Below are 13,025 nucleotides of genomic sequence, written 5' to 3'. Positions count from 1 at the left end.
AACCGTGTGGCGAGGCATCATGTGGCCGTGCCCCATGCGACATCGCTCCGCCGTGCGCCCGTCCAGCGGCGCAGCGCCGAACGGCTGACCCGGATCCTCGACGCCTGCGCCGCGCTGCTCGACGAGGTCGGCTACGACGCGCTGAGCACCCGCGCCGTGGCCGAGCGCGCGGGTGTCCCCATCGGCTCCGTCTACCGCTTCTTCGGCAACAAGCGCCAGATGGCCGGCGCCCTCGCCCTGCGCAACCTCAACCGCTACACCGAGCGCGTCACCGAACGGCTGGAGCAGACCCGAAAGGGCGACTGGCGGGCGGCGATGGACGTGGTCCTGGACGAGTACCTGCACATGAAGCGCACCGCGCCCGGCTTCGGCCTCGTCGACTTCGGCAACCAGATACCGATCGGCACCCGCCAGTCCGCGCCGAACACCCGCGTGGCGGACCGCTTCACCGACCTGCTCTCCGGCCATCTCGGCCGCACCCCGGACGAGGATCTGCGCCGGGTCTTCCTGGTGGCCGTGGAGAGCGCCGACACCCTCGTCCAGCTCGCCTTCCGGACGGACCCGCGCGGAGACGCCGCGATCATCGCCGAGACGCGGGCGCTGCTGCGGGCCTATCTGAGCCGCGTACTGGACTGAACCGGCCGGTCTCGTGCACGGGGCTCCCCGTCATGCCAACCGGTCGGTATGCTGCCCCCCAGCCCGTCGGCCAGGTCCAGGTCCAGCGTTCAGGCCCGCGTCCAGGCCCCGGGAGGCAGCGCCGCCGACCCCTCCGGGAGGACCCGTGTCCCGCACCGCCCTTCGCATCTGCCCTCTGTGCGAGGCCACGTGCGGACTGACCCTCACCATCGAGGGCACCCGTGTCACCGGCGCCCGGGGCGACCGGGAGGACGTCTTCAGCAAGGGGTTCATCTGCCCCAAGGGCGCCGCCTTCGGCGCTCTGGACGCCGACCCCGACCGGCTGAGCGCCCCGCTCGTCCGCGTGGACGGCGAGCTGCGCGAGACCACCTGGGAGGAAGCCTTCGCCGCCGTCGCCGCGGGACTGCGCCCGGTCGCGGAGCGGTACGGGCGCGACGCGGTCGGCGTGGTCCTCGGCAACCCCAACGTCCACACCGTGGCGGGCGGTCTCTACCCGTCCGTCCTGATCGGCGCGCTGCGCACCCGCTCGGTGTTCACCGCCTCCACGGTCGACCAGATGCCCAAGCACGTCTCCAGCGGCCTGCTCTTCGGTGACCCCAACGCCATCCCGGTGCCCGACCTCGACCACACCGACCATCTGCTGCTGATCGGCGCCAACCCCCTGGAGTCCAACGGGAGTCTGTGCACCGCCCCCGATTTCCCCGGCAGACTCAAGGCGCTCAGGGCCCGCGGCGGACGCCTCACCGTGATCGACCCGCGCCGCACCCGCACCGCCCGCCTGGCCGACCGGCACATCGCCATACGCCCGGGCACCGACGCCCTGCTGCTCGCCGCGCTGGCCACCACCCTGTTCGAGGAGGGGCTGACCGACCTCGGCGACCTCGCCGCCCACGTCGAAGGACTCCCCGGACTCCGTGAAGCGCTCCGCGACTTCACCCCCGAAACCGTCGCCCCTGCCTGCGACGTCGACGCCTCGCTCATCCGCACCCTCGCCCGCGAGCTCGCCGCCGCCCCCACCGCCGCCGTCTACGCCCGCATCGGAAGCTGCACCGTCCCGCACGGCACCCTGGCGAGCTGGCTCGTGGACGTCCTCAACACCCTCACCGGCAACCTCGACCGCCCCGGCGGCGCCCTCTTCCCGCAGGCCGCCACCGACCGCACCCCCCGCCCGGCCGGACCGGGACGCGGTTTCACCCTCGGCCGCTGGCACTCCCGGGTGCGCGAACTGCCCGAGGCCAAGGGAGAGCTGCCGCTGTCCGCGCTCGCCGAGGAGATCGACACCGCGACCGGGGAGGGCGAACCGCTGCGCGCCCTCGTCGTGATCGCGGCCAACCCGGTGCTGTCCGCCCCCGACGGCGACCGGCTCGACAAGGCGCTGGAATCACTGGACTTCATGGTCGCCGTCGACCCCTACCTCAACGAGACCTCCCGCCACGCCGACGTCGTCCTGCCGCCGCCCCCGCCCGCGCAGAGCCCCCACCACGACTTCGCCTTCAACACCCTCGCCGTCCGCAACCAGGTCCGCTACAGCCGCCCCGCCGTCCCCCTGGAGCCGGGCAGGATGGCCGAGACCGAGATCCACGCCCGGCTGGTCCTGGCCGCGATGGGAATGCCCGAGGCCGACCCCGGCTCCGTGGACGCCATGGTTGTCGAGCAGACCCTCGCCAAGGCGGTGAAGGAGCCCCACTCCCCGGTCCACGGCCAGGACCCGAAGGCACTCGCCGCCCGCCTCACCGGCGACGACGGCCCCGAGCGGCGCCTCGACCTGATGCTGCGCCTCGGTCCCTACGGCGACGGCTTCGGCGCCGACCCGGACGGCCTCGCCCTCGGCCGGCTCCTCGCCCACCCGCACGGCATCGACCTCGGCCCGCTCCGCTCCCGCCTGCCCCAGCCGCTGAAGACGGTCAGCGGCAGGATCGAGCTGCTGCCCGACCCCGTCGCCGCCGACCTGCCCCGGCTCCGGCAGGCCCTGCGCGAGCGCCCCGCCGGACCGGTCCTCGTCGGCCGCCGCCATCTGCGCTCCAACAACAGTTGGCTCCACAACCTCCCCGCCCTCACCGGCGGCACCAACCGCTGCACCCTGCACATCCACCCCGAGGACGCGGCCCGGCTCGGCGTGCGCGACGGGGAGCCCGTACGAGTGAAAGGCGCCGGGGGAGAGGTGACGGCGCCCGCCGAGATCACCGACGGCATCCGGCCCGGGGTGGTGAGCCTCCCGCACGGCTGGGGCCACGACCGACCCGGCACCCGCCAGAGCCACGCGGCCGTCCAACCGGGCGTCAACGTCAACCAGTTGCTCGACGGCACCCTGCTCGACCCGCTCTCCGGCAACGCCGTCCTCAACGGCATACCCGTCGAGCTGTCCCGCCCGGGGGTCCCGGAACCCCGGTGACCGCCCCGGGACCCCTGGCGGCAGAAAACTAACGCCGCTAGTTTGTTTCCCGGCCCGCCCCGCACCACGCTGGAGCACACGCCGTACGCCGGACCCGCCGGGAGGAACACCATGAAGGCACACGACGGTCTCTACATCGACGGCGCCTGGCGCCCAGCAGCGGGCCAGGACGTCATCGAGGTGGTCAACCCCGCCGACGAGCAGATCATCGGCCGCGTCCCGGCGGGCGACGCGCGGGACGTGGACGCCGCCGTGCGCGCCGCCCGCGCCGCGCTCCCCGGCTGGGCCGCCACGCCCCCGGCCGAGCGCGGCGCGCGCCTCGCCGCCCTGCGGGACGCGCTCGCCGCCCGCGCGGACGAACTCACCGAGACGATCACCGCCGAGCTGGGCGCCCCGCCGGACTTCGCGCGCAACGTGCAGGCCGGGCTGCCCGTCGCGGTCGCCGGGTCCTACGCCGAACTGGCCGCCACCCACTCCTTCGAGGAGAAGGTCGGCAACTCCACCGTCCTGCACGAACCCGTGGGCGTCGTCGCCGCGATCACCCCCTGGAACTACCCCCTCCACCAGATCGTCGCCAAGGTCGCCCCGGCGCTCGCCGCGGGCTGCGCGGTCGTCCTCAAGCCCGCCGAGAACACCCCGCTGACCGCCCAGCTCTTCGCCGAGGCCGTGCACGAGGCGGGCGTACCCGCAGGGGTGTTCAACCTCGTCACCGGCTTCGGCCCGGTCGCCGGACAGGCCCTCGCCGAACACCCCGGCGTCGACCTGGTGTCCTTCACCGGCTCCACGGCGGTCGGCCGCCGGATCGGCGCGGCGGCCGGCGCGGGCGTCAAGCGCGTCGCCCTGGAACTCGGCGGCAAGTCCGCCAACGTCATCCTGCCGAGCGCCGACCTCGCCAAGGCGGTCAAGGTCGGCGTCGCCAACGTGATGGCCAACTCCGGTCAGACGTGCAGCGCGTGGACCCGGATGCTGGTCCACCGCGACCAGTACGACGAGGCCGTCACGCTCGCCGCCGAGGCCGCCGCCAAGTACGGCGACCGCATCGGGCCGGTCGTCAGCGAACGCCAGCGCGACCGCGTGCGCGGCTACATCGAGAAGGGCGTCGCCGAGGGCGCCCGGCTGGTCGCGGGCGGCCCCGAGTCCCCGCGCGCACAGGGGTGGTTCGTCAGCCCCACCGTGTTCGCGGACGTCACCCCGGACATGACCGTCGCCCAGGAGGAGATCTTCGGCCCGGTCCTGTGCGTTCTGCCCTACGACGACGAGGACGACGCCCTGCGCATCGCGGACGGCACCGTCTACGGCCTCGCCGGAGCCGTCTGGGCCGGTGACGAGGAGGAGGCAGCCGCCTTCGCGCGCCGGATGAGCACCGGCCAGGTCGACATCAACGGCGGCCGCTTCAACCCCCTCGCCCCCTTCGGCGGTTACAAGCAGTCCGGGGTCGGCAGGGAACTCGGCACCCATGGACTGGCCGAGTACCTCCAGACCAAGTCCCTCCAGTTCTGAGGAAGTCGGTGACCATGGCCGTACGAGCCGCCGTCCTGCCCGCCGTCGGTGAACCCCTGGAGATCACCCGCATCGAGCTGCCCGCACCCGGCCCCGGCCAGGTCCGGGTGCGCCTCGCCGCCGCCGGGGTCTGCCACTCCGACCTCTCCCTGGCCAACGGCACCCTGCGCGTCCCCGTCCCCGCCGTCCTCGGTCACGAGGGCGCCGGAACCGTCGTCGCCGTGGGGGAGGGGGTGACCCATCTGGCACCAGGGGCGCCCGTCGTCCTCAACTGGGCCCCCGCCTGCGGCGATTGCCCCGCCTGCGCGCGCGGCGAGGTCTGGCTGTGCGGCAACGCGCTCAACGGCGCCGCCGCCGTCCACGCCCACACCGCCGACGGCACCGCACTCCACCCCGGCCTCAATGTCGGGGCGTTCGCCGAGGAGACGGTCGTCCCCGCCTCCTGCGCCCTGCCCCTGCCCGACGGCGTCCCGCTCACCGACGCGGCCCTCCTCGGCTGCGCCGTCCTCACCGGCTACGGCGCGATTCACCACTCCGCCCGCGTCCAACCCGGCGAAACCGCCGCGGTGTTCGGGGTCGGCGGAGTCGGACTCGCCGCGCTCCAGGCCGCGCGTATCGCGGGCGCCGAGCGGATCGTCGCCGTCGATGTCTCCGCCGACAAGGAGGAGTTGGCGCGCGGGGCGGGTGCCACCGACTTCCTGCTCGCCTCCCCGCAGACGCCACGCGAGATCCGGGCCATCACCGGAGGAGAGGGTGTCGACGTGGCCGTGGAGTGCGCGGGCGTGGCCACCGCCATCCGCGCCGCCTGGGAATCCACCCGGCGCGGCGGCCGCACCACGGTCGTCGGCATCGGCGGCAAGGACCAGCAGGTCACCTTCAACGCCCTCGAACTCTTCCACTGGGGAAGGACGTTGTCCGGCTGCGTCTACGGCGACTCGGACCCGGCCCGCGACCTCCCCGTCCTCGCCCAGCACGTCCGCGAAGGCAGGCTCGACCTCAAGGCGCTGGTGACGGAACGGATCACCCTGGACGGCATCCCCTCCGCCTTCGAGAACATGCTCGCGGGCAAGGGCGGACGCTCCCTGGTGCTCTTCGAGGACGCCGGCTGAGTCCGGTGGGTCAGGGTCGCCGCTCGGCCACCGGTTCGACCGCCGGCTCCCCTTCCGGCCCGGCGGCGGCCCCGGCCCGCACCAGCCGCGCCCTGGAGCGCGACACCGCCACACCCGCCAGGCACAGCACCCCGCCCACCAGCGTGAGCGGCCCGGGCACCTCGTCCAGCACCAGCCAGGACAGCAGCACCACCAGCGCCGGGACCGCGTACGTCGTCGCGCCCATGCGCGAGGCGGTCGTACGGGCCAGCGCGTAGGCCCAGGTGGTGAAGGCGAGCGCGGTCGGGAAGACCCCCAGGTACACCATGTCCAGCGTGGCCGGGAGCGAGGCACGCGACGCCTCCGTCACCAGGCGCCCCGCGAACGGCAGGCAGCACACCGCGCCGACCAGGCAGCCGAACGTCGTCACCTGCAAGGCGCTCGCCGACCCGAGCGCGGGCTTCTGCGAGACCACCCCGCCCGCGTAGGCCACCGCCGCCAGCAGGCACAGCACGACGCCGAGCACCGGGGACCCGCCGCCCCCGGACGACATGGAGAGCCCCACGACCACCGCGCCCGCGAACGACACCGCCATCCCCGCCAGCAGCCGGGGCGGCACCGGATCACCGAGCAGCCGGGCCCCGAGCAGGGCGATCAGCAGCGGGCCCACGTTCACCACGAGCGCGGCCGTTCCGGCGTCCACCTGCCGCTCGCCCCAGTTCAGGACCACCATGTAGAACCCGAACCACAGCACCCCGGAGATCAGGATGCCCCGCCACGCGGCACGCGGCGGCCACCCCTCGCGCCGTACGAGACACAGCGCGCCCAGCGCGACACTCCCGGCCAGCATCCGCCCGAGCGCCAGCGCCCCCGGCGAGTAGGCGTCCCCGGCGGCCCGGATCGCCACGAAGGCGGAGGCCCACAGCACAACGGTGACGACGGCGGCCGCGGTGGGCAGCACGGACCGGGACGAGGACACGTTCATCAAGCTCCTTGAGAGGAAGGGGACTTCACAGCCAACAGCACCTGGACGAAGGGGCGCGGGGCTGGGTCGGTACGCGGCTCCGCCGCGCGGGCGCGACCAGCCACACCGGACCCGCGTCCCACCCGCGACGTCACCCCACCGACACCCCGAGCAACTCGGAGAAGACCCGCTCCCCCGACGGCGTCACCCGAACCGCCCGCCCCGACCCGATCCGCTCGCACCACCCCGACTCCAGCGCGTGCCGGCACAGCCCCGCCCCCGCCACCCCGGCGAGATGCGGCCGCCGCTCGGTCCAGTCCAGGCAGGAGCGGGCCAGCGGACGCCGCCCGGAGCGGTCCAGTGCGATGCCCACCGCGCCGAACCACTCCACTCCCGCCTCCGTCAGCGCGAACCCGGTGTCCTGGCGCAGCAGCCCCCGCGCGGTCAGCCCGTCGGTGAGCGCGATGCCGAGGTGCCCGGCGAGATGGTCGTAGCAGGTGCGGCCCCGCGCCATCGCGGCGCCGGCGCTCGACTCCCGCAGCGTGCGCGGCCGTTGGCGCACCGCGTCGGCGGGGAGCCGTGCGGTCAGGTCCTCGATCAACTGGGCCACCTCGGGCCCGGCCAGGCGGACGTACCGGTGCCGCCCCTGGCGCTCCTCGGTGAGGAGACCGCCCGCGACCAGCTTGCCCAGGTGCTCGCTGAGCGTGGACGCGGCGACGCCCGCGTGCCGGGCCAGCTCACCCGCCGTCCACGCCCGCCCGTCCAGCAGGGCGAGCAGACACGCGGCCCGCGTCTCGTCCGCGATCAGCGCGGCGAGCGCGGCGAGTCCGGGAGCCCGGGGGTCCTTGGTGGTCATGCGTTCCAGCATGACGGACGGACACTTCGGCGCCCACCGAAGGATCGCCCACCGAAGGACCGCCCGCCGGAGGATCGGGCACCGAAGGACCGCCCGCCGAAGCATCGGCCACCGGGACACCGCCCCCTGAGACGGAAAGGGCGCCGCCCGGTCAGACCGCCCGCCCCACCACCCCCGCGAACTGTCCCTCCAGCCCGTCGAGGAGAGCGGCGAGCCCCGTCTCGAAGGCCCGCTCGTCGATCTTCTCCTGCTGCTCGGCGAGAAGGTGGGCCTGCCCGAGGTGGGGATAGTCGGCGGGGTCGTAGGCGCTCTCGTCGTCCACGAAGCCCCCGGCGAAGGAGCCGAGCGCGGAACCCATGATGAAGTACCGCATCAGCGCGCCGATGGAGGTGGCCTGGGCCGGGGGCCAGCCCGCGTCCACCATCGCGCCGTAGACCGCGTCGGCCAGCCGCAGCGCGGCCGGACGGCGGCCGGGGCCGCGCGCGAGGACCGGGACGATGTTGGGGTGGTCGCGCAGGGCGGAGCGGTAGGAGACGGCCCAGTCGTGCAGCGCGGTCCGCCAGGGGCGGCCGTCCTCGAACATCGACAGGTCGACCTGCGCGCTCACCGAGTCCGCGACCGCCTCCAGGATCTCGTCCTTGGTGCGGAAGTGGTTGTAGAGCGAGGGTCCGCTCACGCCGAGTTCGGCGGCGAGGCGCCGGGTGGAGACGGCGGCGAGCCCTTCGGTGTCCACGAGTTCCCGCGCCGCCGCGACGATCCGGTCGGTGCTGAGGAGGGGCTTGCGCGGTCGGGCCATGGCGCACATAGTAGGGCTGCCACAGGAAACTAGCACTGCTAATTTAACGCGGGCCCGGTGCGGCCCGGTGTGAGGTGATCGCATGGTGAACCTGGAGCTGAGCGAGGAGCAGGCCGCCGTACGCCGCCTGGCCCGGGACTTCGTCGCGCGCGAGATCACGCCGTACGCGACCGGGTGGGACCGCGCCGAAGAGGTCGACCGGGGCATCGTGAAGAAGCTCGGCGAGGTCGGCTTCCTCGGCCTGACCGTCGACGAGGAGTACGGCGGCTCGGGCGGCGACCATCTCGCGTACTGCCTGGTCACCGAGGAGCTGGGGCGCGGGGACTCCTCCGTGCGCGGGATCGTCTCCGTCTCCCTCGGGCTCGTCGCCAAGTCGATCGCGGCCTGGGGCGACGAGGAGCAGAAGCGGCGCTGGCTGCCCGGGCTCACCTCCGGCGGGTACGTCGGCTGCTTCGGCCTGACCGAACCCGGCACCGGCTCCGACGCGGGCAATCTCACCACCCGGGCCGTACGCGACGGCGGGGACTATGTGATCAACGGCGCCAAGACGTTCATCACCAACGGCACCTGGGCCGACGTCGTCCTGCTCTTCGCCCGCTCCACCGACGCCCCGGGGCACAAGGGCGTCTCCGCCTTCCTGGTCCCCACCGACACCCCCGGCCTCACCCGCCGCGCGATCCACGGCAAGCTCGGTCTGCGCGGCCAGGCCACCGCCGAGCTGGTCCTCCAGGACGTGCGCGTGCCCGCCTCCGCACTGGTCGGACCGGAGGGCAAGGGCTTCTCCGTCGCCATGTCGGCGCTCGCCAAGGGGCGGATGTCGGTCGCGGCGGGCTGTGTCGGCATAGCCCAGGCCGCCCTCGACGCGGCCGTGGGATACGCCGGGGAGCGCGAGCAGTTCGGCAAGCCCATCGCGCGTCATCAGCTCGTTCAGGAGCTGATCAGCGACATCGCCGTGGACGTGGACGCGGCCCGGCTGCTGACCTGGCGGGTGGCGGACCTGATCGACCGGGGGCAGCCGTTCGCCACCGAGTCCTCCAAGGCCAAGCTGTTCGCCTCCGAGGCCGCCGTGCGCGCCGCCTCCAACGCCCTTCAGGTCTTCGGGGGTTACGGCTACATCGACGAGTACCCGGCGGGCAAGCTCCTGCGCGACGCCCGCGTCATGACCCTCTACGAGGGCACCAGCCAGATCCAGAAGCTGCTCATCGGGCGGGCGCTCACCGGGGTCGCGGCGTTCTGAGTATCCGTACTGAGTACGTCGGCGGATGTGGCGCGCGCCGCGTCCGCCGACACTCGTGCCATGAGCGAATCACCGGTCAAGCAGCAGAGCACGGCGGCCTTCCACGGCCAGGCCGTCGCCTCGTTCGCCGTCGCCATGACGGCCACGGCCATCGGTATCGTCCGGCTGGAGGCCGACGCCTGGGTGCGGGGTTTCCTCGCCATCGCGGTCCTGTACCTCGTGACCTCCGCGTTCACCCTCGCCAAGGTGATCCGGGACCGGCAGGAGGCGGGGCAGATCGTCAGCCGGGTCGACCAGGCGCGGGTGGAGAAGCTGCTCGCGGCGCACGACCCGTTCGACAAGCTCTGATCCCGGGCGCCGGGGCAGCCGCGCTAAGCGGGCGCTCAGCTTCGGCGGTATGGTGGTGCTCCTGTCAGCGAGAGGGGCCAGTGAGCGATGAGTACGGCGGAGGAGACGGCCGGCGCCGAGATGGAGCCGTGGGCCGAGGTCACCCCTGACGCGGCCCGGCGCCTGCTCGTCGCGGCCGTGGAAGCCTTCGCCGAGCGCGGCTACCACGCGACGACGACGCGCGACATCGCGGGCCGCGCGGGCATGAGCCCGGCCGCGCTCTACATCCACTACAAGACCAAGGAAGAGCTGCTCCACCGGATCAGCCGGATCGGCCACGACAAGGCGCTGGACATCATGCGCACGGCCGCCCGGCGCGAGGGGAGCGCCGCCGAGCGCCTGGCCGACGCGGTCGGCTCCTTCGTGCGCTGGCACGCCGGGCGGCGCACCACCGCGCGGGTCGTGCAGTACGAACTGGACGCGCTCTCGCCCGACGCCCGCGCCGAGATCCTCGCGCTGCGCCGCCAGGTGGACGCCGAGGTGCGCGGGATCATCGAGGACGGCGTGGCCGCGGGCGAGTTCGACGTGCCCGACGTGCAGGGCACCACCCTCGCGGTGCTCTCGCTCTGCATCGACGTGGCCCGCTGGTTCAACGTGGACGGGCCGCGCACCCCGGAGCAGGTCGGCGCGCTCTACGCCGACCTGGTGCTGCGGATGGTGGGGGCGCGGTGAGGGCGCCCCGCGCCGCCCGCCGGCGGTCCGTACGCCACCGCACGGCAGAGGTGGGACCGCTCGGCAGTGGTACCCGGACTCAGAAGTAGTACCGGGACACCGACTCCGCCACGCACACCGGCTTCTCGCCGCCCTCGCGCTCCACGGTGAAGGCGACGGACACCTGGACACCGCCGGGCACGTCCTCGACGTTCGTGATCGTCGCGGTGGCGCGCAGGCGCGAGCCGACGGGTACGGGAGCGGGGAAACGGACCTTGTTCGTGCCGTAGTTGACGCCCATCTTCACGCCCTCGACCGCGATGAGCTGCGGCCCGAAGAGGGGGAGCAGGGAGAGGGTGAGGTAGCCGTGCGCGATGGTCGTCCCGAAGGGTCCCGCCGCGGCCTTCTCCGGGTCGACGTGGATCCACTGGTGGTCCCCGGTGGCCTCGGCGAACAGATCGATCCGCTTCTGGTCGACTTCCAGCCAGTCGGTGTGGCCGAGCTGCTCGCCCACGGCCGCCTTCAGCTCGTCGGGGGAGGTGAAGGTCCTCGGTGCTGCCATGTTCCCGGCCTCTCGCTCGCGTCTCTCATATCTCTAAGCAACTGCTTAGCATGGTCGGGAGCGGGTCGCCTGTCAACGGACTCCGCGTGGCGGGTCGGTAGGCTCTGAGGAGTGTCCCGGATTCCCGAGAAGATCCACGAGCTGACCGTGGGCCAGTTGTCCGCGCGCAGCGGCGCCGCTGTCTCCGCGCTGCACTTCTACGAGGCCAAGGGCCTGATCCGCAGCCGGCGCACCTCCGGCAACCAGCGCCGCTACTGTCGTGACACCCTGCGCCGAGTCGCCTTCATCCGCGCCGCCCAACGCGTCGGCATCCCGCTGGCCACCATCCGCGAGGCCCTCGCCGAACTCCCCGAGGAACGCACCCCCACCCGCGAGGACTGGGCCCGTCTCTCCGCAGCCTGGCGCGCCGAGCTGGACGACCGCATCGCCCAGCTCAACCGCCTCCGCGACCACCTCACCGACTGCATCGGCTGCGGCTGTCTCTCCCTCAAGAGCTGCGTCCTGTCCAACCCGGACGACGTACACGGCGAACAGCAGTCGGGCTCACGGCTGATGCGCGAGCGCCGCTGAGGGGCTGGGCGACGTGACACGGCCGCAGCGGAGGCGGGGATGAAGGGGATCACCTTCCCCGCCTGGCACGGAAGGCACTACGTGACCCTGGCCGAGCTGCTGGTCCGCCTCGGCGGCTCCGGCCTCGGCCTGACTTGGCGCGTCGAATGCGACGAGACGGCCGATCCTCGCTGTGCCGAGATCGAGCGCCGGTCCGCCGCCACCGGCGTGGACACGTTGACGCTGCTGTCGCTGACGACCCCGTTCCTCCAGCTCGTCGACGCCGAGGCACGGGGGTTCGCCGGGGACGAGCCGGTCATCGTGCTGACCGAGGTGGACAGCTCGTGGTGGGAGGTCAGAGCGGTCGACGAGCGCGTACTCGGCGAACTCCGGTGCCACTACCCGGGTGCCACGGATCTGTCCTGACCGTCGGTACGACGACGCGCGGGCGATCTCCGACCGGGCGGCGCACGGAGGCGCGCCGAATCCCTGCACCCCCGCCCACACGTCGTGTTCGGGGCGCGCGAGCCCCCACCCCCGCGCCCCTCGGGCATCCGCACCACCGGCCCAGGCGGCGCGCCCCCCGAACCGGCGGAGCCCTCACGCCGACATCAGCAGCCGCTCCCGCCGCGCCGCAGCCAGTGCCCTCGGTGTCAGGACCGGGCGTGGCACCAGGATGCCGCAGTCCGTGCAGACCGGGCCGGAGGACGGAGCGTGGGCGAGGCCGTAGCGCCAGAGGAGACGGTCGCCGGCGCAGACGGGGCACACCGAACCCGGCTCGCGTTCGAGCGCGGTGATCAGGCGGCGCAGTACCTCGGCCAGCGGCTCACGGGGGTGCAGCCGCGGGTCGTCGCACCAGGCGACGCCGAAGCCGCCCCAGGTCATCCGATGCCAGTCGTCCACGCTGCCCGGCCTGCGCAGCCCGTCGTGCTTCTCCTTCCTGCGCCGCTCGGCGAAATCGGCCTCGTAGGCCAGCCACACCGCACGCGCCTCCTCCAGCTCGACCAGTGCGGCCACGAGCCGCGCTGGGTCCGGGGAGCGGTCCTCCGGGCCGAAACCGGCCCGGGAGCACAGATGGTCCCAGGTCGCCCGGTGCCCGTAAGGAGCGAACCGCTCCAGGCACTTGCGCAGCGAATAGCGCCGCAGCGCCAGATCGCATCGCGGATCGCGCACCTGTCTCGCCAGACTTCGGAATCCGGCCATCGCCCTGCACCTCCGTCACCTCTGTGTCGCACGTCGGTCACCTCGGCGTCGCCGTACGGCATCGCGTGCGACGTTGCCGGATAGACGTGCCGCCGGTCCATCCGGCTCCATCCGATTTCCGATGCCCTCCCATAAGGCACCCCGGGTTGACCGCCCGAGGGCGCCGACCGGGTCACCGGCCGGGCAGAGCACGGAAGTTGACGC

Annotated in this window: 14 protein-coding genes; 9 read left to right on the top strand and 5 right to left on the bottom strand. The window is 73.4% G+C overall.

Annotated elements, in window-relative coordinates:
• The first annotated feature begins 21 nt into the window (after window positions 1–21).
• The 4 genes from ACWEEU_RS23440 to ACWEEU_RS23425 all read left to right on the top strand — a co-directional run bounded on the left by ACWEEU_RS23440 (window position 22) and on the right by ACWEEU_RS23425 (window position 5,637).
• Window positions 22–636 carry a TetR family transcriptional regulator gene (locus ACWEEU_RS23440; protein WP_451734821.1) on the top strand — a complete coding sequence of 205 codons (615 nt, stop codon included), beginning with the start codon at window positions 22–24 and terminating at the stop codon, window positions 634–636.
• 145 nt (window positions 637–781) lie between these two features.
• Window positions 782–3,028, top strand: a complete 2,247-nt coding sequence (locus ACWEEU_RS23435; protein ID WP_451734725.1) for a molybdopterin oxidoreductase family protein — start codon at window positions 782–784, stop codon at window positions 3,026–3,028.
• A 111-nt stretch (window positions 3,029–3,139) separates the two neighbouring features.
• Window positions 3,140–4,528: an aldehyde dehydrogenase family protein gene (locus tag ACWEEU_RS23430; protein WP_451734723.1), complete on the top strand. Its 1,389-nt coding sequence runs from the start codon at window positions 3,140–3,142 to the stop codon at window positions 4,526–4,528.
• A 14-nt stretch (window positions 4,529–4,542) separates the two neighbouring features.
• Complete coding sequence (locus tag ACWEEU_RS23425; RefSeq protein WP_451734721.1) at window positions 4,543–5,637, top strand: Zn-dependent alcohol dehydrogenase; 1,095 nt, start codon at window positions 4,543–4,545, stop codon at window positions 5,635–5,637.
• Between the two features lie 10 nt (window positions 5,638–5,647).
• Here the strand turns inward: ACWEEU_RS23425 and ACWEEU_RS23420 are convergent, their stop codons facing one another.
• The 3 genes from ACWEEU_RS23420 to ACWEEU_RS23410 form a co-directional block, all read right to left on the bottom strand.
• Window positions 5,648–6,601, bottom strand: coding sequence for a DMT family transporter (locus tag ACWEEU_RS23420; protein WP_451734719.1), 954 nt, complete (start codon window positions 6,599–6,601; stop codon window positions 5,648–5,650).
• Window positions 6,602–6,731: 130 nt separating this feature from the next.
• Entirely contained in the window at window positions 6,732–7,436 is a 705-nt protein-coding gene (locus ACWEEU_RS23415; protein WP_451734717.1) for an ArsR/SmtB family transcription factor, read from the bottom strand.
• Window positions 7,437–7,587: 151 nt separating this feature from the next.
• Window positions 7,588–8,232, bottom strand: a complete 645-nt coding sequence (locus ACWEEU_RS23410; protein WP_451734715.1) for a TetR/AcrR family transcriptional regulator — start codon at window positions 8,230–8,232, stop codon at window positions 7,588–7,590.
• Between the two features lie 85 nt (window positions 8,233–8,317).
• On the opposite strand from ACWEEU_RS23410, the gene ACWEEU_RS23405 reads away from it, so the two are divergent.
• From ACWEEU_RS23405 to ACWEEU_RS23395, 3 genes are all read left to right on the top strand, one after another.
• On the top strand, window positions 8,318–9,469 hold the full coding sequence (locus ACWEEU_RS23405; RefSeq protein ID WP_385749624.1) for an acyl-CoA dehydrogenase family protein: 1,152 nt from the start codon (window positions 8,318–8,320) through the stop codon (window positions 9,467–9,469).
• Between the two features lie 60 nt (window positions 9,470–9,529).
• Window positions 9,530–9,817, top strand: coding sequence for a YiaA/YiaB family inner membrane protein (locus ACWEEU_RS23400; RefSeq protein WP_385749611.1), 288 nt, complete (start codon window positions 9,530–9,532; stop codon window positions 9,815–9,817).
• Between the two features lie 87 nt (window positions 9,818–9,904).
• A complete protein-coding gene (locus ACWEEU_RS23395; protein WP_018549222.1) occupies window positions 9,905–10,528 on the top strand; it encodes a TetR/AcrR family transcriptional regulator in 624 nt (207 codons plus the stop codon).
• 79 nt (window positions 10,529–10,607) lie between these two features.
• On the opposite strand, the gene ACWEEU_RS23390 is transcribed toward ACWEEU_RS23395, so the two are convergent.
• On the bottom strand, window positions 10,608–11,069 hold the full coding sequence (locus tag ACWEEU_RS23390) for a MaoC family dehydratase (protein WP_199586011.1): 462 nt from the start codon (window positions 11,067–11,069) through the stop codon (window positions 10,608–10,610).
• Window positions 11,070–11,180: 111 nt separating this feature from the next.
• Here ACWEEU_RS23390 and soxR point away from each other — a divergent pair, with 111 nt between their 5' ends.
• Together soxR and ACWEEU_RS23380 are read left to right on the top strand one after the other, a co-directional pair.
• On the top strand, window positions 11,181–11,639 hold the full coding sequence (gene soxR / locus ACWEEU_RS23385) for a redox-sensitive transcriptional activator SoxR (RefSeq protein ID WP_451734713.1): 459 nt from the start codon (window positions 11,181–11,183) through the stop codon (window positions 11,637–11,639).
• Between the two features lie 39 nt (window positions 11,640–11,678).
• A complete protein-coding gene (locus tag ACWEEU_RS23380) occupies window positions 11,679–12,044 on the top strand; it encodes a hypothetical protein (RefSeq protein ID WP_385749603.1) in 366 nt (121 codons plus the stop codon).
• 174 nt (window positions 12,045–12,218) lie between these two features.
• Here ACWEEU_RS23380 and ACWEEU_RS23375 read toward each other — a convergent pair whose 3' ends face one another.
• Window positions 12,219–12,821, bottom strand: a complete 603-nt coding sequence (locus ACWEEU_RS23375) for a hypothetical protein (RefSeq protein WP_199586005.1) — start codon at window positions 12,819–12,821, stop codon at window positions 12,219–12,221.
• Window positions 12,822–13,025: the final 204 nt, after the last annotated feature.

This window comes from Streptomyces sp. NPDC005004 (assembly GCF_053600675.1).
The sequence above is the reverse complement of the archived record's forward strand: the minus strand, read 5'-3'. Positions and strand labels throughout refer to the sequence as shown.